26 protein-coding genes are annotated in these 26,721 nt (G+C 62.5%); 11 read left to right on the forward strand and 15 right to left on the reverse strand.

The window, feature by feature from the left end; translation table 11 throughout:
- Nucleotides 1-18 precede the first annotated feature (18 nt).
- On the reverse strand, nucleotides 19-606 hold the full coding sequence (locus HMPREF2785_RS03955) for an AMIN-like domain-containing (lipo)protein (protein ID WP_070614288.1): 588 nt from the start codon (nucleotides 604-606) through the stop codon (nucleotides 19-21).
- 141 nt (nucleotides 607-747) lie between these two features.
- Between HMPREF2785_RS03955 and HMPREF2785_RS03960 the strand changes: the two genes are divergently transcribed.
- Nucleotides 748-1,629: a sucrase ferredoxin gene (locus HMPREF2785_RS03960; RefSeq protein ID WP_070614289.1), complete on the forward strand. Its 882-nt coding sequence runs from the start codon at nucleotides 748-750 to the stop codon at nucleotides 1,627-1,629.
- A gap of 29 nt (nucleotides 1,630-1,658) precedes the next feature.
- Here the strand turns inward: HMPREF2785_RS03960 and HMPREF2785_RS03965 are convergent, their stop codons facing one another.
- The 6 genes from HMPREF2785_RS03965 to HMPREF2785_RS03990 all read right to left on the reverse strand — a co-directional run bounded on the left by HMPREF2785_RS03965 (nucleotide 1,659) and on the right by HMPREF2785_RS03990 (nucleotide 7,019).
- The gene (locus HMPREF2785_RS03965) at nucleotides 1,659-2,429 is read right to left on the reverse strand and encodes an HAD family hydrolase (protein WP_070614290.1); all 771 of its coding nucleotides are present in this window, start codon (nucleotides 2,427-2,429) and stop codon (nucleotides 1,659-1,661) included.
- A gap of 11 nt (nucleotides 2,430-2,440) precedes the next feature.
- A complete protein-coding gene (locus tag HMPREF2785_RS03970; RefSeq protein ID WP_070482425.1) occupies nucleotides 2,441-3,121 on the reverse strand; it encodes a methionine ABC transporter permease in 681 nt (226 codons plus the stop codon).
- On the reverse strand, nucleotides 3,118-4,146 hold the full coding sequence (locus HMPREF2785_RS03975) for a methionine ABC transporter ATP-binding protein (protein ID WP_070614291.1): 1,029 nt from the start codon (nucleotides 4,144-4,146) through the stop codon (nucleotides 3,118-3,120). The genes HMPREF2785_RS03970 and HMPREF2785_RS03975 overlap by 4 nt, the downstream gene beginning before the upstream one ends.
- On the reverse strand, nucleotides 4,147-5,037 hold the full coding sequence (locus tag HMPREF2785_RS03980; RefSeq protein ID WP_070614292.1) for a MetQ/NlpA family ABC transporter substrate-binding protein: 891 nt from the start codon (nucleotides 5,035-5,037) through the stop codon (nucleotides 4,147-4,149).
- 30 nt (nucleotides 5,038-5,067) lie between these two features.
- Complete coding sequence (locus HMPREF2785_RS03985; protein WP_070422801.1) at nucleotides 5,068-5,961, reverse strand: MetQ/NlpA family ABC transporter substrate-binding protein; 894 nt, start codon at nucleotides 5,959-5,961, stop codon at nucleotides 5,068-5,070.
- Between the two features lie 95 nt (nucleotides 5,962-6,056).
- The gene (locus HMPREF2785_RS03990; RefSeq protein ID WP_083284741.1) at nucleotides 6,057-7,019 is read right to left on the reverse strand and encodes a helix-turn-helix transcriptional regulator; all 963 of its coding nucleotides are present in this window, start codon (nucleotides 7,017-7,019) and stop codon (nucleotides 6,057-6,059) included.
- A 90-nt stretch (nucleotides 7,020-7,109) separates the two neighbouring features.
- On the opposite strand from HMPREF2785_RS03990, the gene HMPREF2785_RS03995 reads away from it, so the two are divergent.
- The 4 genes from HMPREF2785_RS03995 to HMPREF2785_RS04010 all read left to right on the forward strand — a co-directional run bounded on the left by HMPREF2785_RS03995 (nucleotide 7,110) and on the right by HMPREF2785_RS04010 (nucleotide 12,894).
- A complete protein-coding gene (locus HMPREF2785_RS03995; protein WP_070422802.1) occupies nucleotides 7,110-7,667 on the forward strand; it encodes a DinB family protein in 558 nt (185 codons plus the stop codon).
- A 33-nt stretch (nucleotides 7,668-7,700) separates the two neighbouring features.
- Nucleotides 7,701-10,862, forward strand: a complete 3,162-nt coding sequence (locus tag HMPREF2785_RS04000; RefSeq protein WP_070614293.1) for an error-prone DNA polymerase — start codon at nucleotides 7,701-7,703, stop codon at nucleotides 10,860-10,862.
- Between the two features lie 62 nt (nucleotides 10,863-10,924).
- Nucleotides 10,925-11,503: a PH domain-containing protein gene (locus tag HMPREF2785_RS04005; RefSeq protein WP_342027948.1), complete on the forward strand. Its 579-nt coding sequence runs from the start codon at nucleotides 10,925-10,927 to the stop codon at nucleotides 11,501-11,503.
- Nucleotides 11,500-12,894, forward strand: a complete 1,395-nt coding sequence (locus HMPREF2785_RS04010) for a PH domain-containing protein (RefSeq protein WP_141740851.1) — start codon at nucleotides 11,500-11,502, stop codon at nucleotides 12,892-12,894. Before HMPREF2785_RS04005 ends, HMPREF2785_RS04010 begins: the two co-directional genes overlap by 4 nt.
- Here the strand turns inward: HMPREF2785_RS04010 and HMPREF2785_RS04015 are convergent.
- On the reverse strand, nucleotides 12,841-13,311 hold the full coding sequence (locus tag HMPREF2785_RS04015) for a tRNA (cytidine(34)-2'-O)-methyltransferase (RefSeq protein ID WP_070614294.1): 471 nt from the start codon (nucleotides 13,309-13,311) through the stop codon (nucleotides 12,841-12,843). The two genes, HMPREF2785_RS04010 and HMPREF2785_RS04015, sit on opposite strands and share 54 nt — an antisense overlap.
- Nucleotides 13,312-13,329: 18 nt before the next feature.
- Here HMPREF2785_RS04015 and HMPREF2785_RS04020 point away from each other — a divergent pair, with 18 nt between their 5' ends.
- Both HMPREF2785_RS04020 and HMPREF2785_RS04025 read left to right on the forward strand, forming a co-directional pair.
- Complete coding sequence (locus HMPREF2785_RS04020; protein WP_101740604.1) at nucleotides 13,330-14,208, forward strand: bifunctional methylenetetrahydrofolate dehydrogenase/methenyltetrahydrofolate cyclohydrolase; 879 nt, start codon at nucleotides 13,330-13,332, stop codon at nucleotides 14,206-14,208.
- 4 nt (nucleotides 14,209-14,212) lie between these two features.
- Complete coding sequence (locus HMPREF2785_RS04025; protein ID WP_244268678.1) at nucleotides 14,213-14,575, forward strand: DUF3017 domain-containing protein; 363 nt, start codon at nucleotides 14,213-14,215, stop codon at nucleotides 14,573-14,575.
- A 3-nt stretch (nucleotides 14,576-14,578) separates the two neighbouring features.
- Here HMPREF2785_RS04025 and HMPREF2785_RS12075 read toward each other — a convergent pair whose 3' ends face one another.
- Both HMPREF2785_RS12075 and HMPREF2785_RS12080 read right to left on the reverse strand, forming a co-directional pair.
- Nucleotides 14,579-15,715, reverse strand: coding sequence for a homoserine O-acetyltransferase MetX (locus HMPREF2785_RS12075; protein WP_070614295.1), 1,137 nt, complete (start codon nucleotides 15,713-15,715; stop codon nucleotides 14,579-14,581).
- Complete coding sequence (locus HMPREF2785_RS12080; RefSeq protein WP_070570545.1) at nucleotides 15,716-17,038, reverse strand: O-acetylhomoserine/O-acetylserine sulfhydrylase; 1,323 nt, start codon at nucleotides 17,036-17,038, stop codon at nucleotides 15,716-15,718.
- A gap of 295 nt (nucleotides 17,039-17,333) precedes the next feature.
- On the opposite strand from HMPREF2785_RS12080, the gene HMPREF2785_RS04040 reads away from it, so the two are divergent.
- A complete protein-coding gene (locus HMPREF2785_RS04040) occupies nucleotides 17,334-18,269 on the forward strand; it encodes a hypothetical protein (RefSeq protein ID WP_083308841.1) in 936 nt (311 codons plus the stop codon).
- 258 nt (nucleotides 18,270-18,527) lie between these two features.
- Here the strand turns inward: HMPREF2785_RS04040 and HMPREF2785_RS04045 are convergent, their stop codons facing one another.
- The gene (locus tag HMPREF2785_RS04045; RefSeq protein ID WP_070614296.1) at nucleotides 18,528-20,711 is read right to left on the reverse strand and encodes an NADP-dependent isocitrate dehydrogenase; all 2,184 of its coding nucleotides are present in this window, start codon (nucleotides 20,709-20,711) and stop codon (nucleotides 18,528-18,530) included.
- Between the two features lie 112 nt (nucleotides 20,712-20,823).
- Between HMPREF2785_RS04045 and HMPREF2785_RS04050 the strand changes: the two genes are divergently transcribed.
- The 3 genes from HMPREF2785_RS04050 (at nucleotide 20,824) to HMPREF2785_RS04060 (ending at nucleotide 23,103) form a co-directional block, all read left to right on the forward strand.
- A complete protein-coding gene (locus HMPREF2785_RS04050) occupies nucleotides 20,824-21,738 on the forward strand; it encodes an exodeoxyribonuclease III (RefSeq protein WP_070614297.1) in 915 nt (304 codons plus the stop codon).
- 82 nt (nucleotides 21,739-21,820) lie between these two features.
- A complete protein-coding gene (gene bioB, locus HMPREF2785_RS04055) occupies nucleotides 21,821-22,885 on the forward strand; it encodes a biotin synthase BioB (protein WP_070614298.1) in 1,065 nt (354 codons plus the stop codon).
- Nucleotides 22,886-22,899: 14 nt separating this feature from the next.
- Nucleotides 22,900-23,103: a biotin synthase auxiliary protein BsaP gene (locus tag HMPREF2785_RS04060; RefSeq protein WP_070422813.1), complete on the forward strand. Its 204-nt coding sequence runs from the start codon at nucleotides 22,900-22,902 to the stop codon at nucleotides 23,101-23,103.
- Here the strand turns inward: HMPREF2785_RS04060 and HMPREF2785_RS04065 are convergent.
- The 4 genes from HMPREF2785_RS04065 to HMPREF2785_RS04080 form a co-directional block, all read right to left on the reverse strand.
- Nucleotides 23,100-23,783, reverse strand: a complete 684-nt coding sequence (locus tag HMPREF2785_RS04065) for a hypothetical protein (protein WP_070614299.1) — start codon at nucleotides 23,781-23,783, stop codon at nucleotides 23,100-23,102. The two genes, HMPREF2785_RS04060 and HMPREF2785_RS04065, sit on opposite strands and share 4 nt — an antisense overlap.
- A complete protein-coding gene (locus HMPREF2785_RS04070; RefSeq protein WP_070614300.1) occupies nucleotides 23,780-24,463 on the reverse strand; it encodes an ATP-binding cassette domain-containing protein in 684 nt (227 codons plus the stop codon). The genes HMPREF2785_RS04065 and HMPREF2785_RS04070 overlap by 4 nt, the downstream gene beginning before the upstream one ends.
- On the reverse strand, nucleotides 24,460-24,813 hold the full coding sequence (locus HMPREF2785_RS04075; RefSeq protein WP_070614319.1) for a GntR family transcriptional regulator: 354 nt from the start codon (nucleotides 24,811-24,813) through the stop codon (nucleotides 24,460-24,462). Before HMPREF2785_RS04075 ends, HMPREF2785_RS04070 begins: the two co-directional genes overlap by 4 nt.
- A 97-nt stretch (nucleotides 24,814-24,910) precedes the next feature.
- Nucleotides 24,911-26,710 carry an acetyl/propionyl/methylcrotonyl-CoA carboxylase subunit alpha gene (locus HMPREF2785_RS04080; protein WP_070614301.1) on the reverse strand — a complete coding sequence of 600 codons (1,800 nt, stop codon included), beginning with the start codon at nucleotides 26,708-26,710 and terminating at the stop codon, nucleotides 24,911-24,913.
- Nucleotides 26,711-26,721 lie beyond the last annotated feature (11 nt).

Below are 26,721 nucleotides of genomic sequence, written 5' to 3' on the forward strand. Positions count from 1 at the left end.
GGGGGTTTAGCGCTGCGATTAGTTCTGGACGATGTCGACGACCACGCGCTTCGGGTCCTCCAGCACCTGCACCGAATACGGCAAGGCAGAGCGCAGACCCACCACGACCTGGCTGCGGCCCTCATAAGTGCCGGCGCTGATCACGTCGATGACGTTGCCGGTATCGCCAGCCATCTTCACCTCAACATCGGAATCCTTACCCATCTCAAACGGATAAACGGTGCCGTCGACGTTGATGTTCAAAAACGCGTTACCCGCTACCTTCAACGGCTGGCCGGTGGTCTCCTGCATCGGGGTGGAGGTGTAATCCACAAACCAACCCGGATCCCCGTCGCCCTCAAGATCCACCACGACGCGGTCGAATCCCTCATGTGCGCCAACACGGACCGCGGTGACCACAAGCTGTGACGGTGCCGACGGGCGCTGCGTCTTCGGAGACGGGTCAGCGTTGCCCAACGGTTTCAGACGCGGAGAGCTGGCGGACAAGCTGCTGGCCACCGTTTCGCCGGCCCCGAAGCTGGGTGTGGTGCAGGCGGTGCAGGCAGCGATCGTCGCTACGCAAGCGCCCACGACCGCAGCGCGGAAGGAACCGGAATTTTTTTGCATTAAGCCACCGTAACCAGCAGGAGGAATCAGAACAAAAGCCTCAGAGCGAAATACCCAAAAGGTTATCTAACTGTTACAGAAGTGAATGTTGTTCAAATGGGTCATCTAATAAGTTAGGCCAAGCTTGGCTATGGTGGTGACATGCGACAATTGCCCTGCTCAGATGTTGAGGTTGAACCGCTGCCCGGCACCGCCAAGCCCGGCGCTACCTACGTCATCTTTGAGTGGCCCGACCCGTGGCCCCGCGACGTGATTTCCAACGCCGCACTTGGCGAAGAAATCACCCCCAAAATCTCCAAACACCTCGACGAATACGACGCATCCCTGCTGCTCATCCGCCATCCAACGCGCGAAGGTCGCAACATTGAGGATCACCACCTCTATCTCGTCTTCGCCGACGAAGGCATCACCGAGGTCCTCCATGTGGACGGGCCAGAAGACATTTTGAACCTCGACCTGTCGGGTCCCGGTAAGAACGGTGGAGTGCGCCGCGAACGCCCGCTGCTGCTGATCTGCACCCACGCCAAGCGCGATGTCTGCTGCGCAGTGAAGGGTCGCCCGCTGGTCAACGCACTGCACGAGCGCTACCCGTTCGGCCCCGGCAACGATGTCGTGTGGGAGGTTTCCCACATCAAGGGCCACCGCTTCGCCGCAACCATGATGCTCATGCCTTGGGCATACAGTTTCGGCCGCATGAACGTGGAGGCCACCGACGCGATGCTCACAGCAGCGAAGCGGGGCGAATACTTCGTACCCGGCAATCGCGGTCGCGGCACGCTCAGTCCTGTGGAACAGGTGGCCGAGATTGCTGTTGCCAGCGAGGTCGCTGAGCCTCGTTACGGGGAGTTCGACGTTGCGCCTGTGCGTATCGACGACACCACCGCCACCGTCAACGTCACCACCGCCGGTGGGGAGTACGTCGTCGAACTGGAAAAGCGTCCGGTCAGCGGGATTGTCGATTCCTGCGGCAAGGCCCCCAAGGAAGGCTCCGCCTGGGGCGCGCTCAGCGTGCAGCCACGTTAGGTGATGCCGGGCGGGGGCGAAACCAGGTCCTAGATGTACTCGTCGAGCACCTCAGCCACTGACCCGATGACGTGGTCTGTGGCTGCTTTCACGTCGGTGGGGGAGTGGTGGAAGCAGTGCGAGTGGTCGGCGAGGGTATGCATACTCAGGTCGTTCCATGAGTCGCCGAACGTGTAGAGCTCAACGCCATCGCGGTTGATGCCGAGTACCTCGAACAGCTCGAGGATCCCTGAACCCTTGGAGCGGCCTGGTGCCATCAGATCGATGTAGTCCTGGTTTTGGGCGACTTCTACGTCGCCGAGTTTGGTGGCCCAGGCGATGACTTCGGCGCGCAGCGCGTCGTTGTCAGGAATCCAGAACGGAATGACAGCGAACTGGTGGTCCGGGATGTCGCGAATCCCCATCGGCGTGAAGTGAGCCGTGAAGTCGTGGGTACGGCCGGTGTTGTTGGCAAACACGCCGTCGACACGTCCGATGGTGGTGCCGAAAATAGCCAGTCCCTCGCGCTCCCCGAACTGTTCCACGGCGGCACGCAGGACGGCACCGTCGAGTTCGTGGCTGAAGAGCAGGTCGCGGTTGGCGCCGTCGGTAGCTGATGCACCGTTGGACAGCACCTGGTAGTCGAACGCTAGCGTGCTGCCGGCCATGCCGTGGGCGAGCGCTGTACGGGAGCGTCCGGTGGCAGAAATGGCAAGATGCCCGGCTTTGCGCCAGGCATCTATTGCGGCGATATCCTCCTGGTCGAAACCGTGGGGAGGGTGGTGGAGAGTGCCATCGAAGTCGAACGCCGCTACCTTCATGGCACTTCAATCTACCGGCGCATGACCTTCTTGGACAGCCAGTTGCCCAGGAACTGAGCGAGCTGCACGATCACCACGATGACCAGGACTGCAGCCCAGGTGACTTGTGGCTCGAAGGCGCGGTAGCCGTACACGATGGCGAAGTCACCCACACCGCCGCCGCCGATGTAGCCGGCCATCGCGGACATATCGATAACCGCGATGAAGATGAAGGTGTAACCCAGGATTAGCGGGCCGAGTGCCTCCGGCAGGATCACCGAGGTGATGATCTTCCAGGGGCCTGCGCCCATGGAGCGTGCGGCCTCGATGACGCCGGGGTCGATCGCGACGAGGTTTTGCTCCACGATGCGCGCCACGGTGAACGTGGCGGAGAAACACATCACGAACGTTGCAGCGGCACGGCCGATGGTGGTGCCCACGACCTCCAGAGTCAGTGGGTACAGCATCGCGATCATGATGATGAACGGGATTGGCCTGAAGAAGTTCACCGCAACGTTGATCAGGGTGTAGACCACGTTGTTGCGCAGGATGCCACCTGGTCGGGTGGTGTAGAGCAGCATGCCCAACACCAGGCCGAAGAAGCCACCAACAATCATGGTGATGGCGACCATCCACAGGGTGTCGCCGATGGCGTCGAGGAAGGTGGGGCCGAGGTTGTCCCAGTTCGGTTCAGCGAGCAGGTATTCGGTCATCGGGTGATCTCCTCAATCTCGGTGCTGCGCTGCAGTGTGGCCAGGAATTCGTTGATAGCGGCGTCGTCGCCGTTGAGGCGGACGGTCATCTTGCCAAAGGAACGTTCCTGCAAGGTGGTGATGCCGGCGTGGACCGGCTCGATGACAACACCGCGCGTGCGGGCGGTCTCGGCGGCGCCGAAGAACCCGGAGTCCTCGGAAAGATCCACGGTGAACAGACGACCTGGTTTGGTCAGCAGTTCGGCGCGCTCAACATCATCGGGGGTGTTGCGCAGGCTCGTCGCTGCGAAACGCTGGGCGACGGGGGTTTGTGGGTTGGCGAAGACGTCGTAAACCCCGCCGTACTCCACAACACGGCCGTTCTCCATTACGGCAACCTTGTCGGCGATGGCTCGGATGACATCCATTTCGTGGGTGATCACCACGATGGTGATGCCGAGTTCTTCGTTGACGCGACGCAGCACCCCGAGCACTTCGTGGGTGGTTTCGGGGTCGAGGGCGGACGTGGCTTCGTCGGCAAGCAACAGCGACGGGTTGGTCGCAAGTGCTCGCGCGATGCCGACGCGCTGCTTCTGGCCACCGGAGAGCTGCTCCGGGTAGTTCTCGCCACGGTCAGACAGACCGACGAAGTCGAGCAGTTCAGCAACGCGGCGCTTGCGTTCTTCCTTGCCTACACCGGCCAGTTTCAGCGGGTATTCGATGTTGCCCGCTGCGGTACGGGAGGAAAAGAGATTGAACTGCTGGAAGATCATGCCGACGTTGCGGCGGATCTCCCGGAGTTTGCGCTCGGGCATACCGGCGACGTTGGTGTCGTCGAGAAGCAATTCGCCCGAGGTTGGCATGTCAAGGCCGTTAATGAGGCGGACAAGCGTGGACTTGCCGGCACCCGAGTAGCCGATCACTCCGAGGATTTCGCCTGGCTCGACGGTCAAGGTGACGTCATCGACGGCCTTGACCTCGCGCTCTTTGGTTTTGAAAACCTTGGATACGTTCCGGAACTCAATCCGGGTGCCGGTTGTTGTCATTTACTTGTACTCCTCCACAAGTCGGTCGAGGATCTCGTTGAGTTCCTCCTTGCTGCGCTGGACCTGCACGGCGGTGCCGTTGGAATCCTCGTCAAGCGCTGCGGTGACCTCCGGCGACTGCCAGAGGTCGACCAACTTGGCGTACGTCTCGTTGTCCAGGTCATCGCCTGAGACAGTGAATACGTTGATGTACGGCTCCGCAAGCTCGGAGTTCGGATCGTCGGCCGCGACCGAGGAAGCCGGGTCGATACCTGCGCGTGCCAGCCAGTTGTTGTTGATCACAGCCGGGCGGCCTTCGTTGTAGGCGTTCGGCGTCTGGGACGCATCCACAGCGACAACCTTGACCTTGGAGGCATCCTTATCGATGTCCGCCGGGGTCGGGGTGAGCTTCGGCGCGCCTTCGCGCAGCTTCAGCAGACCAGCCTGAACCAGCACGTTGATCGCGCGACCCTGGTTGGACGGGTCGTTCGGGACAGCGATTTCGGTGCCCTCGATGCCGTCGAGCGAGTCGTGGTCCTTCCAGTACAGGCCAAGCACGTTGATCTCGCCAGAACCAATGATGCGCAGGTCCTTGCCGGCGGTGGCGTTGTACTGGGCCTGGTAGTTGATGGTCTGGAACTTCGAAATCTCGATCTGTCCCTCGGTCTGCGCCGGGTTGACCTGCGGGTACTCGGAGAAACGCACGATGTCGAGCTCGATGCCAGCCTTCTGGGCTTCGTCCGCGAAGACACTCCAGGCCTTCTGGTCGGCGTCGGTGGTGCCGATCTTGACGGTCACAGCGTCGCCATCAGCACTGCTTGTCGACGACTCCGTTTCCGACGAGCACGCCACCAAAGAGGTTGCGGCGATGACAGAGGCTGCCGCCGCTGCGAGAAAACGCTTGGTACGCATGATCTACGCGCTCCTTATTGCTTCTTGTGCTTACTTGTTCTGCAGACGGTCAAGGATGTCGTTGAGTTCCTTCTGGTCGCGGTAGACCGGAACCGAGGTGCCCTTGGAGTCCTTGGCGGTAGCTTCAGCAACCTCCGGGGTCTGCCACAGCTCGACCAGCTTGTTCAGCGTTTCATCGGAAATGTCCTCGGAACGAGCAGCGAACACGTTGATGTACGGCTCTGCTTCCTTGGACTCCGGATCGTCCTCGAACACGGCCAGGCTCGGCTCGATGCCTGCGCGGTCCAGCCAGGTGTTGTTGATGATGGCCGGCTTGCCCTCGTTGTAGGCATTCGGCGTCTGGGATGCGTCGACCGGGGTGACGGTGACCTTGGACTCGTCCTTGTTGATCTCGGCCGGGGTCGGGGTCAGCGGGTCAGCGACGTTGTCGTTGAGGGTAAGCAGACCGGCCTGAACCAGCACGTTGATGGCGCGGCCCTGGTTGGACGGGTCGTTCGGGATAGCGACGGACTGGCCCTCGATGCCGTCGAGCGAGTCGTGGTCCTTCCAGAACAGTGCGAGCGGGACGATCTCGGTGGAGCCGACAACCTTGAGGTCGTTGCCGGAAGCAGCGTTGTACTCGGCGAGGTACTTAATGTGCTGGAACTTGTTCACGTCCAGCTCTCCCTGTGCGAGCGCCTCGTTGACCGGGGAGTAGTCGGAGAACTGCACGATGTCGAGCTCGATGCCGTTGTCAGCTGCGAGCTGCTTGAATACAGTCCAGGCCTCCTGGTCGGCCTCGGTGGTACCGATCTTGACGGTGACGTTCTCGCCGTTTGCGGCGGTGGTCTCGGTGGCGTCGTTGGACTCGTTGGAGCAAGCGACCAGGCCGGTGGTGGCGAGCGCTGCAGCAGCAACGGTTGCGAGGGTGCGCTTGATACGCATGATGTCTCCTTGTTTATTGGGAAAGTTTGACGGGTGAGAATCTAGCACCCTATGTACCGCTTAGTCTATTTTTTAGAACAAAGCAGTTTGCGCTTCTATGCCTGGGCCAATAAAAGCGCAGCTTGTCCGATGTTGTGCAACGCCGTTCGAAGGTGGTCTGACTCTGCGTTCGCGTCCAACTTCATCGTGCAGTCCAGGTCGCGGCATACCCAAAGAAGGTGCCATGCAAGATCGTCCCAATCTGGTGCGCCGGTGACGAAAGTACATCCATTTTTGGTTACCTCTAGGTCGGTGCGATAGGGAGGGGGGATCCGTTCGGCCACCAGATCGGGTGAGCTTTCCAGCTCCACACGGATGACGCAGGGATAGCGTTTTGCGATATCGCTGCTGAAGTCCGGGGGTGGTGGAATCTTCGGGGTGAAACCCCAGCATGTTGTCTGTGCGTTGCTTATTCGGTCGAGGCGAAAAGTGCGCCAGTCGTCTCTGCTTTTGTCAAATGCTTGGAGGTACCAGAGCTCGCCTTGGGTCATGAGCCGGGCTGGTTCAACTTCCCTCGTGGATGATGTGCCGTTGGGCTTGCTGTAGGTGAAACGTACGAGCGTGTGGTCCCGCTGTGAAGTGGCGAGTTGGGTGAGTAGTTGTAGTTCGACGGTCGGGCGCTCATGGGGGAGCGCCGTAGTTGCGTTATCAACCGCTGATGCTAGGGCTCGCAGGTGGGGCGGCAAGATATGATCAATTTTGGCCAAGGCACGAAGTGCGGCGGTTCCAGCGTTGTCGGTGCCGTTCAGGGCCATCATGCGCAGACTCGCGACGAGCGCGACGGCCTCGGTGTCGTCGAGGAGTAGGGGCGGTAAATGGCGACCAGTGCCCAATTGGTAGCCTCCCTCGATCCCGCTGCTGGAATTGACCGGGTAGCCCATATCGCGCAACCGCGCGATATCGCGGCGCACTGTGCGCTCTGTGACGCCGAGCTCAGAGGCGAGGGCGCTTGCTTGCCACGTGGTTCGCGCTTGCAATAGTCCCAAAAGCTGGAGCACGCGCTGCGTCGTATTTGCCATGCAGTCATTCTTCTCCATACTGCGGACAAAAGCTGTCCTCAACGGGGCTTAGGGTTCCGGTTGGAAAGTGATCAACAGGAAGGAATATCGATGTATTTTCCGCGCAAAGACAATGAGCTAGACACGCTTTGTAACTATCTTGACGTGCAGTTAGATGCGCTGCGGGCTAGCGCGTTTGGGCTTGACGACGATGCTGCGAGGCGCACTCCACTCCGCAGTGCGCTGAGCATTAGCGGACTGCTCAAACACGTCACGTTTGTCATGGTGAGGTCGCTTTCCGGTGCCGGTGTTGCCGGGTATGAACACTCACAGGCCGACTTTGCAGCCAGCTTTACGCCGACTGCCGAAGAGACGCTGGATCGCATCTTGGAACGCTTCGATAGCGTGCGAGCTGACTATATGGAGATGTGTCGCGGCGGTGACCTTGAGGCGGAACTGCCGGTGGGGCCGTTCCCGTGGTACGGCATGGATGAGCCGCAGGTAGCTAAGTTGCGCTACATCTATGTGCATGCGGTGGAGGAGTTCGCCCGCCATGCCGGGCATGCGGACATCATTCGGGAGCAGATTGACGGTGCGCAGGCTGCAGAGTTGCTTGCGGCGATCGAGGGGTGGGAACCGAACGAATACATCACCCCTTGGAGTAACTAGCACACAGTTTCGAACGGTGGTAGCGTTCCCGCTATGAGGTTCAACGGGGGAGCGCCACTGTCGTGGTCGCGGCTCGAACGCATCCTCTCCGGCCGCCCCGGCCCGGAGCCGGTGCCGGTCGGTCACACCGGCACGCCCGCAGGCGCCGCGTACGGCAAGGCGGAGCCAGCGCCCCCGCCGCAAAAACAATGCCTATCGACGACACCGTTCGCCGAGCTGCACACCGTCAGCTCGTATAGCTTCCTCGGCGGGGCGAGCGAACCGGAGGACTTGGTGGCCCGGGCCGTTGAGCTGGGACTGAGCGCGGTGGGGCTGCTGGACCGGGACGGATTCTACGGCGCGGTGAAGTTCGCGGAGGCGGCCGCCGCGGCCGGGCTGGACACCGTCTTCGGGGCGGAGCTGACGTTGGGTGACACCGTCCTGCCCGTGATCGCCCGCGGGCCGGAGGGGTACAAGCGACTCTCCCACCTGATGGCGGACGCGCACATGGCCACCCGGGAAAAGGACAAGGTGGCCTATCCGCCGCTGGAGCTCATCGGCGACCAGCTGGGCGGCACCTGCGTCGTGCTCGCCGGCTGGCAGTGGGTAGGGGAAATCGACCACCTGGTCGAAACATTTGGCCAGGACAATGTGGTGCGAGAATATGAAGTTTCGATGACTCCTGAAGACGCTGACCGGCACGCAATGCTCGATCGTTTTGATCACCTCCCCGCCATCGTCACCGCGATACCGGCGGCAGCCACGCGTGAGCAGGCGAGGTTGGCTGCGGCGAAGCGTGCGTTGGCTCGCAGAGAAGCACTTGCGCAAGCACACGGGGACTTGCACCCGATGGGGGCGAACTGGCTGCGCTCTGGCGAGCAGCTCGAACGCATGCTGCCGGGATGCAAACACATGCTGGATTACAGCGTTGAGTTGGCAAAGCAGTGCGCGTTCACGCTGAATCTTGTCGCGCCTGAACTGCCGCGCTACCCAACGCCAAGCGGGCGAGGCGAGATGGATCATCTGCGGGATCTGACGTTGGCGAGCGCGCAGTTCCGGTACGCGACGCGAAGTGCGGATGTGCGCAACCAGGCGATGAAGCAGATCCGCTACGAACTGAGTGTGATTGAAGAGCTGAACTTTCCCGGCTACTTCCTGATCATTTACGACCTCGTGGATTTCTGCGCGAAGCAGAACATTTTGTGCCAAGGACGTGGTTCGGCGGCGAACTCGGCGGTGTGTTTCGCCCTCGGGATCACGAATGTCGAGCCGATCGAGGCAGGCCTCCTGTTCGAGCGTTTCCTCTCGCCTGACCGCGACGGCCCGCCGGATATTGACCTAGACATTGAGTCAGGCCGGCGAGAGGAGGTCATTCAGTACGTCTACGACACATATGGGCGCGACAATGCGGCGCAGGTAGCTAACGTGATTACGTACCGCACGAAAGGGGCGGTCCGTGATGCCGCGCGTGCGCTCGGATACGCACAGGGCGCTGCGGATAGTTGGTCGAAGGGGCTTTCAGATCCGCCCGAGGCTGTGGAGCAACTTGCAGCGCAGTTCAAGGGGCAGCCGCGTCACCTGGGCATTCACTCTGGTGGCATGGTGATTTGTGACCGTCCCATCGCCGACGTCGTCCCCGTCGAATGGGCGCGCATGGCAGATCGCTCGGTGGTGCAATGGGATAAAGATGACTGTGCCTCCGCTGGCCTGGTCAAGTTCGACCTGCTGGGGCTCGGCATGCTCGAAGCGCTGCACCACATGGTGGATCTCGTGGAGGAAACCACAGGCCGCAAGGTGCATTTGTGGGAGCTTTCGCTTGACGACGACGCCGTGTACGACATGCTTTGCCGCGCCGATTCCGTCGGCGTGTTCCAGGTTGAATCGCGCGCACAGATGGGCACGCTGCCTAGGTTGAAGCCGCGCAGGTTTTTCGACCTGGTCGTGCAGGTGGCCTTGATCCGCCCTGGTCCAATCCAGGGTGGTTCGGTGCATCCGTACCTGCGGCGTCGCGACGGGCTAGAGCCGGTCGTGTACGACCATCCGGTGCTCGAGCGATCCCTTGGCAAAACACTGGGGATCCCGCTGTTCCAAGAGCAACTTATGCAGATCTGCGTCGACGCGGCTGGTTTTTCCGGACGTGAGGCGGATGCGCTTCGGCGCGCGATGGGATCGAAACGCTCACCGGCCAAGATGGCCGCGTTGCGCGCGAGGTTTTTCGAAGGCTGCTGGGCCACCAACCAAATCAGCGAAGAAGTCGCAGAACGGCTGTGGCAGAAGATCGTGGCGTTCGCCGCATACGGGTTTCCGGAATCGCACTCCCAGTCGTTCGCCTCTTTGGTGTACTTCTCCGCCTGGTTTAAATGCCACTACCCGGCGCAGTTCTGCGTGGGGTTGCTGCGGGCGCAACCGATGGGGTTCTACTCACCACAGTCGCTGGTACAGGACGCACGCCGGCACGGGGTGGAGGTACTGCCTGTGTCGGTCAACGCGTCGGGGCGCGAGGCGCGCTGCATTGATTCTTCAACGATCCGGATGGGGCTCGGGCTCGTCCGTGGCTTAGGTGCGGATGCCGCCGACCGGATCGAAGCAGCGGCACCGTTTACCGATATTGCGGATCTATCGCGCCGGGCTGACCTAAGCGTCGACCATGTCGAGGCGCTCGCGCGGGCGGGGGCGTTGGACTGCTTTGAGGTGTCTCGTCGACAAGCATTGTGGCAAGCGGGTATCGCTGCCACGGAACGCCACGGCATGCTGCCCGGATTATCGGCGATCTCGGCGCCGGCGCTGCCTGGCATGAACTCGTTCGAACTCATGGTGGCTGACATCGCAGCCACAGGGGTGACCCCGGAGCTCATGCCAGTAGAGATGGTGCGCGAATCGCTGGAGGAGCGAGGCGTTATTCCGGTTGCACAACTGCTGCATGGCGTGGAGGACGGCACTCGCGTGCGCATCGCCGGAGTGGTGACGCACCGCCAACATCCGGTCACTGCAGGTGGTGTGACATTTTTGGGAATGGAGGATGAAACCGGGCTGGTCAACGTGGTTATCTCAGTCGGGTTGTGGAAGAAGCAACGCGTCCTTGCCCGCACTGCGAAAGCGCTCGTCGTACGCGGGATTGTGCAAAATGCTTCCGGGGCAGTGTCCGTGGTGGCGGACCGGTTCGAACCGTTGGAGATAGGGGAGCTGCTCTCCCGGGGATCGAGGGACTTCCGATGAATGCTCCGATGAGCCCTGTCATGAGCAAGGCCGTGTCTGGGGCTGCTGGTAGCGTGATCGCCATGTCTGAAGCGCTCAGCGGAAGCCCTGAACATCACCCCGGACCAAACACTGCAGGCCCGAACACTGCAGGCCAGCCCACTACCGGCGTGCATAGCCCGGTGCAGCCTTTGCCGTCCTCGGTCGAGGAGATGCACAAAGTGTCGCCGAAGTTGATGTGGCCGATGCTGGTGTCGAATGCCCTGTGGACCATCGGTGTGTGCGGTGGTCTGTATTTGGCCTACCGCGAGTGGGGCTGGGGATTCCTGATCCCGCTGGGGATTTTCACGGTGATCTTCATCTGGCGCTTCTTCCTTATCCCGTACCAGGTCCGCAACATGGGCTGGCTGGAGACCGAGGACGAACTGGTGCTGAGCACCGGCAAGATGTTCCACACGATCACGGTGATTCCGTACGGGCGCATTCAGTTCGTGGATGTGCAGTCGGGGCCGATCACACGTGCCCTGGGGCTGAAGGAGCTGACGGTGCATACGGCGTCGAATTCGTCCAACTCGGATCTGCCGGGACTGCTTGCGGCGGATGCAGATGCGTTGCGGGATCGCCTTGCGCTGAAGGCTCGTGAGCGGATGAGTGGGCTGTGACAAGCGGACGCGTATCGACAATTCCCGGCATGGAGGGCTACCGCCACGTCCATAGGCTCACGCCATTGTTGCGTGTGTGGACGTTCATGCTGGCCCTAGCGACACTCGCCCTGTTCAACTTCACCATGCCGATTTATCGGTGGATGCAGCGCGAAAACGTCGGGCCCACCGACATTGCATGGGCAGCCGCAGGCCTTGTGGCTGCGCTCGTGGTGATTTTCGCGGTGTCCCAGGTGTGGTGGCGTCGCAGCGGATTCAAGGTAGGCGACGAAGAAGTGGAGACCCGCCGCGGTGTGCTTACCAACCAAATCCGCACCGCGCGCTACGACCGTGTTCAGGCCGTTGACGTAGTCGAATCCTTTGCACCGCGACTGTTCGGGCTTGCCTCCGTGCGTATCGAGGCCGCAGGCAGCGCCAGTTCAGGTTTGGACATCACATACCTTCCGCGCGAGGAAGCAGAAGAGGTCCGCGCGCAGATCCTGGCCCGCATTGACGGGCCAGTAAAGCGTTCGCTTGAGAGCGCCGCCGCTGCCGGGGCCGAATACGCACCGAACATGTTGGTGCCGCCGATCCCGATTCGCCGCTCGCTGATCGGCACCACATTGCAAATGTCGACCGTATTCACACTGGCGTGGTCGACGATTCCACTGTGGACGGATGTGACCGCCGCGGCGATCATCCCGGTTGTGGTGGGTTTCATGCCGCGCATTTGGCGCACGATCGACCAGTCGTGGCGCTTCAACGCGACGAAGGACGGGGAGGTGTTCCACTTGACGTATGGGTTGGCGAATCGTCGTCGGCAAGCAATGCCTCGCTCGCGTATCCACGCGGTGCAGTTGCGCCAGCCAATGTTCTGGCGCCCGTTCGGATGGTGGACGGTCTCTGTCGTGGCGGCGGGTTATGGCTCGGAACGCAACAAACAAACCGGCACGTCGAAGATTCTGCCAGTGGGGACGTGGGAACAGGCGATGGCCGTGATCGATGCAGTCGGTCCGCTAACCGGCGCAGAACTGACCGATCTGGACAACGTAGATTTCCGCTCCCCGCGCAGCGCCCGGTGGATCTCGCCGTTCGACTGGAAACGTCAAACGGTCAAGGTCCGCGCCGACGCGGTCACGACAACGGCAGGGCGGATCGGGCGCTGGTTCCAGATGGTGGACGTCCCACACATTCAGGAACTGACCTTCAACCAGGATCCGCTGCAGCGAAAACTTGGCCTGGCCAGCATTGACCTGGACCTGGTGCCCGGCGCCTTCAGCGTGACGTGTCGGGATTTGGAGGAGGACCAGGCGCGTGGGCTCGTCGATAAGCTGCGCGCCCGCGAGTTGCCGCCGCTGTCACAAAGCGCCGGGGAACCCGAGCTGGCGCCAGGCCTCGTAGATGGCGACTGACGCCGAGTTCGTCAGGTTCATACTGCGCCGCGACGGCAGCATCGGAATCCGCACCTGACACGTAATCCGCGGGTGGGCGAGGTGCTCCCCCGGGATGCCGTTGGCCTCGTTGCCGAACAGCAACGCGTCGCCGTCCTGGTATTGCACCTCGTGGTAGTGGTGGTCGGTGTGCGCGGTGAACGCGAAAATGCGGGAGCCTTCCAACGCGTCGAAGCAGACGTCGATGTTGGGGTGGATGACCACGTCTGCAAGATCGTGGTAGTCCAGGCCTGCGCGTTTGAGGTGTTTGTCGTCAAAATTGAAGCCGAGCGGCTCGACGAAATGCAGCTGCGCGCCGGTATTTGCCGCAAGGCGGATCGCCGCGCCAGCATTGCCGCCAATGGCCGGATTGTCATAGATGATGTGGAGCACGCACAAGAGTCTAGGATTGGGGCCGTGACTGCGATCAAACTGGACGGAAAACTCTACCGCGAGGAGATTTTCGCGGACCTGCGCGAGCGCGTGGCGCGACTGAAGGAACAGGGGGTGACCCCGGGTCTGGCGACGGTGCTTGTCGGCGAAGACCCCGCCAGCCAGAACTACGTGCGCATGAAGCACAAGGACTGCGAAGAGCTCGGCATTGCCTCCATTCAGAAGCACCTGCCTGCGGAGACCACCCAAGAGGAGCTTGAGGCGGTTATCGACGAGCTCAACCGCGACGATTCCGTCACCGGCTACATCGTCCAGTTGCCGCTGCCGAAGCACCTGGATGAGAACCGGATCCTGGAGTTGATCGACCCGGACAAGGACGCCGACGGCCTCCACCCGGTGAACCTGGGCAAACTCGTCCTCAACGAGCCGGCCCCGCTGCCGTGCACCCCGAACGGCTCCATCAAGCTGCTCGAGCGCTTCGGCGTAGACCTCAACGGCGCGATCGTGTGCGTCATCGGCCGCGGCGTGACCGTGGGGCGCCCGATTTCCCTGATGCTGACCTCTCGCGATGTCAACGCCACCACCGTGCTGTGCCACACCGGCACCAAGGATCTCGCTGCGGAGACTCGCCGCGCGGACGTGATCATCGCTGCCGCTGGCAAGCCACACATGATCACCGCCGACATGATCAAGGAAGGCGCGGCGCTTCTCGACGTCGGCGTCTCCCGCGTCGACGGCAAAACCGTCGGCGACCTGCACCCCGACGTGTGGGAGAAGGCCGGTTGGGTCTCCCCGAACCCGGGCGGTGTCGGCCCGATGACGCGCACGTTCCTGGTGCGCAACATCGTCGAAAGCGCCGAGCGCCAAGCCGGCGTGAACCAGCAAGCAAACCAGGACGCGTAACAACGTGGGAAGCACCCGCATCCAGCTCCCCGGCACCTCGCTACCACCGGGGTTGACGCTGGATAACCCTCACGACCGCGGCAACGCCCCGTCACGCCTGCCATTGTGGGCGCAGCGCACCGGGGTTGCCGTGTTTGTCGTCGGGTTTGTGCTCTCTGGCATCTTCGCCGCCACCGAGCACTGGCGTCGCGCCACGTTCACCCTTGGCGCGGCCCTGCTGTGGCTCACGCTGGTGCGCCTGACCTGCGACTCCAAAGTAATCGGTCTGGTTGCGGTGCGTTCCAAGCGTTTCGACGCCACGTTCACCACCGCCCTCGGCGCCACCATGATGTGGCTGTCCTGGTCGGTGGACGCGCTGGGGTCTTAACCCCTAGATCGCGTAGTCGCCGTAGCGTGACGCGATCTCGCGGGCGGGCGGGATTTCGTGGGTGAGTTTGATGAAGTTGCGCAGAATCCGGTCCATCTGACGCGCCTCCACAAGGAAGGCGTCGTGGCCGACGGGGGAGGACAACTTCGACATAGCCAGCAGGTTGCCCAGGTTTCGAGAGATGTGTTCCTGCTGGTGGTAGGGGTACAAGATGTCGGTGTCGACGCCGACGATCATCGTCGGCACGGTCGAGGACGCCAACGCCTTGTTTAGCCCGCCGCGGCCCCGGCCGATGTCGTGGCGGTTGAGGGCTTCGGTGAGGGTGACGTAGCAGGCGGCGTCGAAACGCTCGGTGAGCTTTGTGCCCTGGTGTTCCAAATAAGACTGGACGGCGAAACGTTGGCCGTCTTGGCGGAACGGTCCGAGTGGGTTTTCGCCGGTTTGGGCGGAGGTGCCGAAGCGCTCGTCGATTTCCAGCTCGCCGCGGTAGGTGAGGTGGGCGATGCGGCGCGCGGCGGCAAGGCCGGCATCGGGCGACTGGCCGGTGCCGTGGTAGTCGCCACCCTGCCAGGCTGGGTCCTGGGTGATCGAGGTGATCTGCGCGGTTTGGATACCAATCTGCCAGGCGCTCGCCCGGGCAGACACAGCCAGCACCAGCGCGTAGTCGGCCTGCTCGGGGTAAAGCAGCGTCCACTCCAGGGTGCGCGCACCACCCATGGAGCCGCCGATGACTGCATGGAGCCGGCCGATGCCTAACTGCTCAAGGAACGCGTGCTCGGCGTGCACCATGTCGCGGATCGTGATGGCGGGGAAGCGCGATCCCCACACGCCGCCGTCCGGATGCTCGCTCGCGGGGCCGGTGGAGCCGTAACACGACCCGAGTGCGTTCGTGCAGATCACGCACCACTCGTCGGTGTCTAGCGCCTTGCCTGGGCCGATGGCTTCGGACCACCAGTCGGAGGCGTCACTGTCGCCGGTCAATGCGTGTTCGACGAGGATCACGTTGTTGACGCCGTTGGGGTCGCCTTGCAGTGCGCCCCATCGTCGATAAGCAATGCGCGTATCCGCGATCACCTCGCTGGCCTCAGTGACAACATCGCCGATGGCGACCGTGGCAAGCTGCCCTTCGGGAGCCAGCATTTAGACCGCCGCGAAACCGCGCTCGAGGTCCGCGATAATGTCCTCGACATCCTCGATGCCGACAGACAAACGCACCGTGGCCTGCGTAATACCAGCGCGGGCAAGACCCGCAGCGTCCGACTGGGAGTGCGTTGTCGACGCCGGGTGCACCACCAGCGAGCGCACGTCGCCGATGTTGGCCAGGTTGGAGTGCAGCTTCAGCGCGTCGATGAACTTCCACGCGTTCGTCTTGTCATCCTGATCGCCCGCGATGTCGAAGGAGAGCACCGAGCCGGTGTACTTCAGGCCCAACTTGTCCTTCGTCGCCTTGTACGGCGAGTCGTCCAGGCCTGCGTAGTTGACCTTGGCCACCTTGTCGTGGCCCGCCAGGAACTCCGCCACCTTCAGCGCGTTCGCATTGTGCTTTTCCACGCGAAGCGCCAACGTATCAATACCCTGCAGCGCAACCCACGCGTTGAACGGCGAAATCGCCGCACCCGTGTCACGCAGCAAACCGGCGCGGGCACGCAGCGCAAACGCCGGGGCGCCCAGGTCCGCGTACTTCAGACCGTGGTACGCCGGATCCGGGGTGGTAAACAGTGGGAAGACGTCCTTGCCGTCGCGCTGGACGGTCCAGTCGAACTTGCCGCCGTCGATAATCGCGCCACCAATCGCAGCGCCGTTACCGGTGTAGAACTTCGTCGTGGACACGACCACGATGTCCGCGCCCAACTCCAGCGGCTTGACCAGGGCAGCAGTGGCCATCGTGTTATCGACGATCAACGGCACCTGGTTGTTATGCGCAACCTCTGCAATCGCCGGGATGTCCAGCACGTCCGCGATCGGGTTGCCGAACGTCTCGCCGTAAAACGCCCGCGTGTTCGGCTGGACGGCAGCCTGCCAGCTTGCCGGGTCGTCCGGGTTCTCCACGAAGGTGAACTCAATGCCCAACTTCGGCAACGTGTGCTGGAACAGCGTCTCAGTGCCGCCGTAGAGGCGCGGGGAAGTAACAACGTGGTCGCCAGCCTGCGCCAGAGTAAGAATCGCAGCGGTCTCCGCAGCCATGCCGGAGGCGAACGCCGTGGCCGCCACGCCACCCTCCAGCGACGCCAGGCGATCCTCTAGTGCCTGCTGCGTCGGGTTGGTCAGGCGGGTGTAAATCGGGCCTGCATCCGAGAGGTTAAAGCGGTTCGCCGCGTGCTGGGCATCGTCGAACACGTAGCTGGTGGTCATGTAAATCGGCTGGTTACGCGCGCCGTAGTCCTGGTCGACCTGCTGGCCAGCATGGATCGAGCGCGTACCAAAGGACCATTCTTGTGCGTTGGAGTTGTCGTAGTTTCCCATGGGCTGCAATGTAGCCCGCTTAGTCTGCCGTTGTGTACCAAGCGGTCTATTTTCCGAGTTGAAAGGCTGAATAAAAATAGTGCAAATACCCAGCCCGCGATCACGTCCGTGAAGACATCCGACTCTTAGGCCGGGCACTCGGCCGTGTGCTCGCCGAGCGCCGGCGACGAGGCCTTCCTCGTCTCCAAGACGATCCAGGTCACCATGAACGGGCTGGCCACCGCACTGCGCAACGCCGGGTAGGTTTTCGGCCGCGGGAGGGAACCGGTGCCGGGTTTTCACCGTCAGAACTGGTATGGGGATTGACAGAGAAAACAAGGCACACTTGCAACGGTGGGATGAACGGAAGGAAGAGCTGCGGCGGGGGATTGTGGACAAGCGGGTTCTCTCCCACAAGCAACTCGACAAACTCCGAGGGCCGCATCGGGTACTCGACACAAGCATTGTGTATCCGGAGAAGAGTTGGAGAGAGCTGAAGTTCCACGAACGCCAATGGCTACGCGTCGAAGCTGCTGCGATGATGAGCCGGGAAGCGGTGTTGGTCGGGAGATCGGCCGCGCGCATGCATGGCATCTGGGTGATCAGTACGACGGAGGAGCCTGTCGAACTGTGTCTGCTTTCCAGGGGGAGCTCCCCTACTCGACGAAACCGGGAAGGGATCCTGTTTCGACGCATGGTGCTGCGCAAGAGCGAAATCTCGTTGCGCGACGGCCACCGGGTTACCAATGGTTTTCGAACGTTCGCTGATATCGCCCGCCACTACGGCTTCGTCGAAGGGCTCGTCGCTGCCGACTACCTCCGGCGCAGTGGGTTTACGCTTGAACTCCTTGAACGGGAGGCATCCCAGCTTGGCAGACTGAAAGGTGTTGCAGTGGTCCGGGAGTGCATTCGGCACAGCGTCGCGGATTCCGGTTCGCCCTACGAATCTTTCGCGCGCGCCTTGCTGATCCGTGCGGGGATCGGCCCCTTGTTTACACAGTACGAAGTGGCTGGACGCTACGCCGACCTTTGCATCGATGGCTGGTTACTCATTGAGATCGACGGCAACGTGAAATACCAGGGACCCAACGCCGAACGCGCGCGGCAGGAAGAGTTCGAGCGACAGAAGATGATCGCCAACCAAGGATACGTATTCCTCCGCTACTCGCCGGATTTCCTACGCCGGCATCCTGAGAAGTTCGTCCGAGAGGTTCTCGCCACCATCGCCGGGCGCCGAGCAGCCTTGGGGTGAGCAGTCGCACCCGCTCTTCGCCGGCGCTGTTCCCGCCCTTCGCCGAGGATGGTAACCAGAGGATGGTGATGAGCCGAGTTGGAAGAGCACCGTCGGTCCAGGCACTCGGTTGATTACCATCTGGTGGTTACCATCTAGGGAGAGGGGGAAGGGGAGGGCGAGCAGAAGACGCCACGGGGGAAGCCAGACGACGCGACGAACAGCAAAAGCCCCGGCCACTGTGTGGAAACAGTGACCGGGGCCGATCAAACCGAGCGCTTACTTCTCCAGTGCGTCGATGATCTTGTTAAAGGTTGCGGACGGACGCATGACCGCGGAGGTCTTGGCGTCGTCCGGCCAGTAGTAGCCGCCGAGGTCGGCCGGGGCACCCTGGGCAGCGAGCAGCTCAGAGTCGATCGCTTCGGCGTTGTCGCGCAGGTCCTTCGCAATCGGGCCGAAGACCTCAGCCAGTTCGGCGTCGTCGGTCTGGGCTGCCAGTGCCTCTGCCCAGTACAGGGAGAGCCAGAAGTGGGAGCCGCGGTCGTCGATTTCGTTGACCTTGCGGGACGGGGACTTGCCTTCATCCAGCAGCTTTTCGGTTGCCTTGTCCAGAGCGGCGGCGAGGACGCCGGCCTTCTCGTTGCCGTTGGTGTTCTTCTCGTGGCGGAAGGATTCGGCCAGTGCGAGGTACTCACCGAGGGAGTCCCAACGCAGGTGGTTTTCTTCCTCAACCTGCTGGACGTGCTTCGGGGCGGAGCCGCCGGCACCGGTCTCGAACAGGCCGCCGCCAGCCATCAGCGGGACGACGGAGAGCATCTTCGCGGAGGTACCCAGTTCGAGGATCGGGAACAGGTCCGTGTTGTAGTCACGCAGCACGTTGCCGGTCACGGAGATGGTGTCCTCGCCGCGGCGGATGCGCTCGACGGAGATCTTGGTGGCCTCGACCGGGGAGGCGATGGAGATGTCCAGGCCGTCGGTGTCGTGGTCGGCCAGGTACTTCTTCACCAGTTCGATGAGGTTGCGGTCGTGTGTGCGCTCCTCGTCCAGCCAGAAGATGGTCTTCATGCCGGACAGGCGTGCGCGGTTGACGGCCAGCTTGACCCAGTCCTGGATCGGGGCGTCCTTGGTCTGGCATGCGCGCCAGATGTCGCCAGCCTCGACGTCGTGCTCGATCAGCACGTCGCCAGCGGCGTTGACAACCTGGACCTTGCCGTCAGCCGGGATCTTGAAGGTCTTGTCGTGGGAGCCGTACTCCTCAGCCTTCTTTGCCATGAGGCCGACGTTCGGGACGGTGCCCATGGTGGTCGGGTCGTATGCGCCGTTTTCGCGGCAGTCGTCGATAACCGTCTGGTACACGCCGGCGTAGGAGGAATCCGGGATGACGGCCAGGGTGTCTTGCTCCTGGTCGTCGGCGTTCCACATGTGGCCGGAGGTGCGGATCATGGCCGGCATGGAGGCGTCGATGATCACGTCGGACGGGACGTGGAGGTTGGTGATGCCCTTTGCGGAGTTCACCTGTGCCAGTGCCGGGCCGTCCTGCAGGGCCTGGTCGAAGGCTGCGCGGATCTCTTCGCCGTTCGGCAGATCAGCAAGGCCCTCGTAGATTGCGCCGAGGCCGTTTTCGCCGTTGAGGCCGGCGTCGAGAAGCTCGGCGCCGTACTTGTCGTAGACATCCTTGAAGAATGCGCGCACGACGTGGCCGAAGATGATCGGGTCGGAGACCTTCATCATGGTGGCCTTGAGGTGCGCGGAGAAGAGCACGCCCTCTTCCTTGGCCTTCTTCACGGACTCGAGCAGGAACTCATCCAGAGCCTTCGCGGACATGAAGGTGCCGTCGATGACCTCGCCCTTTTCAACCTTCAGGCCGTCCTTGAGCACCTGCTCGCCGTCTGCGGTGACGAGCTTGATGGCCAGGGTGTCCTCGGCCGGCATGATGACGGACTTCTCGTTGTGGCGGAAGTCGCCTGCGCCCATGGTGGCAACGTTGGTCTTGGAGTCCTTCGACCAAGCGCCCATGGAGTGCGGGTGCTTCTTGGTGTAGTTCTTCACGGCCTCCGGAGCGCGGCGGTCGGAATTGCCCTCACGCAGGACCGGGTTCACAGCGGAGCCCTTGACTGCGTCGTACTTGTCCTGCGCGTCCTCGTAGTCCGGGATGTCGAAGCCTGCGGCCTGCAGTTCGGCGATGGCCTTCTTCAGCTGGACGAGGGAAGCGGAAATGTTCGGAAGCTTGATGATGTTGGCTTCCGGGGTCTTTGCCAGCTCACCGAGCTGTGCGAGTGCGTCGTCGACCTTCTTGTCGCCGAGGCGATCTGGGAACTGTGCGAGGATGCGGCCTGCCAGCGAGATGTCTGCGGTGTCGACCTCGATGCCTGCACGGGAAGCGAATGCCTCCACGATTGGCTTGAGGGAGTACGTCGCAAGCAGCGGTGCTTCGTCGGTACGAGTCCAAATGATCTTCGCCATAATGCTCCTTTGTTGTAAGGTTCCTGACTTCAACCCACCAGAGTACCGTCCCAACGGGGCGCTGTCTGGCGATAGGGCCGGGAGAGGTAGGGGATAGGTAAGGTCTTGGCCCATGAGCCTTACCATTGCATCCGTCAACGTCAACGGCATCCGTGCCGCCACGAAGGTCCGCAACGAGAACAATCCGGGCATGTTGGCCTGGTTGAACGAGAATCCGGCTGATGTGGTGCTGATGCAGGAGGTGCGCGCCACGGTGGATCAGGCGCGTGCTGCGCTTGCCCCGGCGCTGGAAAATGGGTGGCACTTGGAGGTCGCGCCGGCTGAAACGCCTGGTGCGAAGGGTCGCGCGGGTGTGGGCATCCTGTCGCGCACGCCGCTGCGCGATGTGGAGATCGGGATTCCTGAGTTCGAGGATGCGGGTCGCTTTATTGCAGCATCGCTTGACGACGACACCCGTGTCGCCTCCCTCTACCTCCCCTCAGGAGCAGCCGAGACGGCCAAGCAGGACGAGAAGTATCGCTTTCTGGATCAGTTCGAGCCGCTGCTGGAGCAGTGGGCGGGCGAATACCCGGACATGGTGATCGGCGGGGATTGGAACATCTGCCACCGTCGCGAGGACCTGAAGAATTGGAAGACGAACCGGAAGAAGTCCGGTTTCTTGCCACATGAGCGCGCGTTCATGGATGCGGTGTTCGGTTGCTTCCCGGACGCGGAGGCGCAGGATGTAGAGGACAAGGCTGCGGTGGAATGGGCTGGGGCGGTGGAGTACCGGTCGGGGGGTCGTCGTCAAGCAAATGGTGCTCCGAAGTGGTTCGATGTGGCGCGCAGGCTGCACCCGGAGGACGCGCCGTACACCTGGTGGACGTTCCGCGGCCAGGCGTTTAACAACGACGCGGGTTGGCGCATCGACGTCCAGGCTGCCACCGCGAACATGCTGGAGCGTGCGCAGCGCACGTGGGTGGAGAAGGCGCCGACGGTGGAAGAGCGCTGGTCGGACCACTCGCCGCTTGTGGTTAAGTATCGCTAATCTGGGTTTTCCTGAACGCCGTTCAATTGCACGCTAAACTGTTGCGCAACCATCACGTGAACGACGCGAACGGAGCCCACAGATGACCGATATTCTTGACATCGCCCGCGAAAAAGCCCTGGAAAACGGCGAAGGCCTGAACAAGGAGGAGCTCGTCCAGATCCTCAACATTGAGGACGAGCGCCTGCCTGAACTGCTCGACCTCGCCCACCAGGTGCGCATCAAGCATTGCGGTGTCGATGTCTCGTTGGAAGGCATCATCTCCCTGAAGACCGGTGGCTGCCCCGAGGACTGCCACTTCTGTTCCCAGTCCGGCCTGTTCGAATCACCTGTGCGCGCCGTGACCTTGGACATCGCCGAGCTCGTCGAGGCCGCCAAGCAGTCCGAGAAGATGGGCGCTTCCGAGTTCTGCATCGTCGCCGCCGTGAAGGGCCCGACCCAGCAACTGCTGGACCAGGTCGCCGAGGCCGTCACCGCCATCCAGGAAGAGGTGGACATTTCCATCTCCGCATCGCTGGGCATCCTCACCCGCGACCAGGCTCGCCAACTGGCCAAGATGGGCGTGTCGCGCTACAACCACAACTTTGAAACCGCCGAGTCATTCTTCCCTAACGTGGTCACCACCCACACCTGGCAGGAGCGCAAGGACACGCTGGAGAACGTGCTGGCAGAGGGCATGGAAACCTGCTGCGGCGGCATCATCGGCTTGGGTGAGAGCATCGAGCAGCGCGCCGAATTCGCCACCCAGTTGGCCGAAATCCAGCCGCATGAAGTGCCGATGAACTTCCTCGACCCGCGCCCAGGCACCCCGTTCGCCGACCGCCCGCTGGTGCCCCAGGGTGAGGCGCTGCGTGCCGTCGCCGCGTTCCGCCTGGCCATGCCGTCCACCCAGCTCCGTTTTGCGGGTGGCACGGAGCTCGCGCTTGGCGACGACGGCACCGAAGCCGGACTCATGGGCGGCGCGAATGCCATTATCGGCGGTAATTACCTGACCACGTTTGGACGTCCGATGGAGAAGGACCGCGACGCCGTTGACCGTGTGTTGGAAGGCGGGGCGAAGCCAGGCTTGAGCCTGAACATCACCCCGGTGGGGGAGAAGCAGAACTCCGGCCACGGTGTTCTGTACGACACCATCAAGTCGCTGTAGTTAGCCGGGCCCTGATGAAAATCCCGGATTCAACGGAACTCGCCGACGCAGTGCTGTCCGGCGAGATCGCCTGGCCGCTCGACCCGGCCAGGCCCTACGACGCGCCGCGTATTTGCCCGCTATGCCAGCGGCGCATGGTGGTAAAAATCAGCCCGATGGCGTGGGAGGCAGCTTGCTCCCGCCATGGGCTGCTGCGCTCCGAGTGGTTGGAGCGTTAGTGCACGAAACGGCGGGTTCTAGCGAACACAACTGCGCTGGCCGCCAAAACTACTGGCCCCGCTGCCGCTACGAAGATGGCGTAGAGGTAGGGGTCGGAGGGGTTCACATCCGCCTTGTAGATCCCCACTAGGAGCCCGGTGAAACCACCCACGAACATGCTGCTGAGCATGAACCACTGCATGCGGGTGCCTCGCGCAAGGCCGATTGCTACACCGGTCAGCGCCATCGTGAGGAAGATGACGAAGTGGAGTAGCACAGTTGCCACGACGGATGTCAGGTCCTGCGCGGCGCCTTCAACGAAATACGGTTCGCCGCTGCCGTTGATCCAGGGCATCGGTTGTCCGTTCGTAACAATGAACGGGTCATACCACTTGTAGTACGGGCTATGTGCTTGGTGGTACACCGCCGACGCGGCGGTAAGTGGCGTGAGTATGACCGCCGCCACGAGAGCCGTTAGCGTTGCCGAATTCATCCATCGGTTGAAGCTGGCGCCCAGCTGGTTCATTGCTGGCCAGTTCGATCCTCCGATTGCGAAGAGTATCCACAGTGTGGCAGCGCCCGCCATGGTCCACAGGCCGCCGTCGCCAAACTCCAATCGTCCAAAGGGTACGGCAATGCAGAGGACGAGAAAGATGCCCAAATACATCGCTGGTTTGAAGGGGCTGAGGAAGAGTTTCATCGTTCGGGCCTTTCCGTCGCGAGGAGGTCAATGAGTTCGGCATCGTCCGGGTACTCGATGGGCAAGTGGACATCGGCCTCGCCGATAGGTTCGGCGAAAGTGACGCGTGTCATCGGTCCGAGGCTCGCTGTCTCAGCGACGGGGAAGCGGGCGGTAAGGTCTTTGATCTCGGCGGTGGGGCCGGTGACCGTTGGAAAGCATAGGCGGGCGTCGTCGAGTGGGACTGGGCGCGAAACCACCCGATCAAACACCTGGATGACATGGGTGGCGAGACCCACGAAGTCCTCGGGGCGATGCGATGCCATCACCACGCTGCGCTGCGGGTTCTCCGCGATGTAGTCGATCAGTCTCTGGCGGACCTGTTTGCGGGTGGTGGTGTCGATGCCATCAAACGGTTCGTCGAGAAGTAGCAGGTCTTTGCCAATGGCTAGGGCCACCTCAATGGTGAGTAGGCGGCGCTGCCCAACGGAGAGATCTTTGATGCGGGCGTTGGGGAACTCGAGCCTCACGTGCGGGTAGATCGCTGCGACTGCGCGTAAGTGATCGTCCACGGTCGTGCCTGCAAACTTGGCATCCGCACCAGCCGGAACGAACGCGGCGTGAGGGCTCATGAGCGTGTGGAGGTAGTGGGTTTTGCCGGCGGCGTTCGGGCCGACCAGCGCGTAGAAGCCGGGATTCATTGAGCACGCTCCTTTTCAATCATTGCGGTCAGCTCCTCGGTGGTGATGCCGAGTTGGTTGGCCTCATGGACAAACGGTTGGACAAAATCGCGGGCAAATGCTTCGCGACGAGTACGTAGCACCTGCTCACGTGCACTCTCCAGGACGAACATGCCGAGCCCGCGGCGTTTCTCCAGCAGACCCTCGTTGAACAGTTCGGTGAGTGCTTTGGCGGAGGTGGTGGGATTGACAGAGTGGTAGGCGGAGAGCTCGTTGGTAGACGGCACCCGGTCGCCGGGAGCGAGGGTGCCTGCCCCGATGAGGTCACGTAACTCATCTGCTATCTGTAGGTATATGGGTTTACCACTCATGTGGGTAACCATAGAACCGGAAAGCCCGGCGCGTCAACCCCCAATTTTGACGCGCCGGGTGAGATTCGGGTATGTTGCGGAAACCGCAGGCTAGCGGCTACTCGTCGGTGATGTCGAGCAGTGCCGCGCCCTTATCCACGTGGCTGCCGGCCTCCACGGCGAGGTTTTTCACCACACCGCTCTTGTGGGCCTTGACCGGATTTTCCATCTTCATGGCCTCGAGGATGACCACGATGTCGCCGGCTTCCACCCGGGCGCCCTCGGCGACCTCGGACTTGACCACGGTGCCCTGCATCGGAGCGGTCAGGGTGTCTGCGCTGGCAGCGCCCTTGCCGGACCTCTTGCCGCCGGATCCGCCATTACGGGAGCGGCGCTTGCGGTCGCGGCGGCGCTGCGCCACCGCGCCGAGAAGCAACGGCTCCGGCAGCGTGATCTCGATCGATCGGCCGTTGACACCGACGGAGACGGTGCGGCGGCGCGCTTCGTCCTGCTCACCGTCTTCGCCAGCGCCGTCGGACTCGTAGGGTGCGACGTCCGGGTCCCATTCCTCTTCGATCCAGCGGGTGTAAACGGCGAATTGGGTGGCGTCGCCGGTGAAGGCGTCGTCGTTAAGCATGCGCTGGTGGAAGGGGATGATGGTCGGCATGCCTTCGACCCGGAATTCGGCGAGGGCGCGCTTGGCGCGGGCGATGGCCTGGTCGCGTGTTTCGCCGCGGACGATGAGTTTGGCCAGCATCGAGTCGAACTGGCCGCCGATGGTGGAGCCGGCGCGGATGCCGGAGTCGACGCGAACGCCGGGGCCTGCCGGTTCGATGTAGGTGGTGGCGGTGCCGGGCATGGGCATGAAGTTGGTGCCGGCGTCTTCTGCGGTGATGCGGAATTCGATGGCGTGGCCGGTGGGTTCCAGGTCGGCGTCGAAACGCAGTGGCTCGCCGGCGGCGATGCGGAACTGCTCGATGACGAGGTCCACGCCGGTGGTTTCTTCGGTGACGGGGTGCTCAACCTGGAGGCGGGTGTTGACCTCGAGGAAGGAGATCAGCCCGTCGGAGCCGACGAGGTATTCGACGGTGCCAACACCGACGTAACCTGCCCGCTTTGCAATCGCTTTGGCGGAAGAGTGGATGCGTTCGCGCTGCTCATCGGTGAGGTACGGGGCGGGGGCTTCCTCGATGAGCTTTTGGAACCTGCGCTGCACGGAGCAGTCGCGGGTACCTGCGACGATGACGTTGCCGTGAGTATCCGCCAGTACCTGCGCCTCCACGTGGCGGGCACGGTCGAGGTAACGCTCCACGAAGCACTCACCGCGGCCGAACGCTGCCTTGGCTTCGCGGGTGGCGGACTCGAACAGTTCGCGGATCTCGCCGCGGGTGCGGGCGACCTTCATGCCACGGCCGCCACCGCCGTACGCCGCCTTGATAGCCACGGGCAGACCGTGGGTGTCGGCGAAAGCGACCACATCGTCGGCGCTGTCCACCGGGTCTTTCGTGCCCGGCACGAGCGGTGCGTCGACCTCCTCAGCGATGCGCCGGGCGGTGACCTTGTCGCCAAGCGCGTCGATCGCCCTTGGCGGCGGGCCGATCCAGGTCAGGCCCTCGTCGATGACGCGCCGGGCAAATTCGGCGTTCTCTGCCAAGAAGCCGTAGCCGGGGTGGACGGCGTCTGCGCCGCTGTCGCGGCAGGCCTTGAGCACTTTGTCGATATCCAGATAGCTTTGCGACGACGTCTCGCCACCGATCCCAATCGCCTCGTCCGCCATTTCGGTGTACGGCGCGTCTTTGTCGGGGTCGGCGTAGATAGCCACGGAGGCAAGGCCGGCGTCGCGGGCTGCGCGGATGATGCGGACCGCGATCTCGCCGCGGTTGGCGACGAGGACCTTGCGGAACGGAAAGTCATGCATGTGTGCGGTCC

Source organism: Corynebacterium sp. HMSC067D03 (genome assembly GCF_001811185.1).
Lineage (GTDB): Bacteria > Actinomycetota > Actinomycetes > Mycobacteriales > Mycobacteriaceae > Corynebacterium > Corynebacterium coyleae.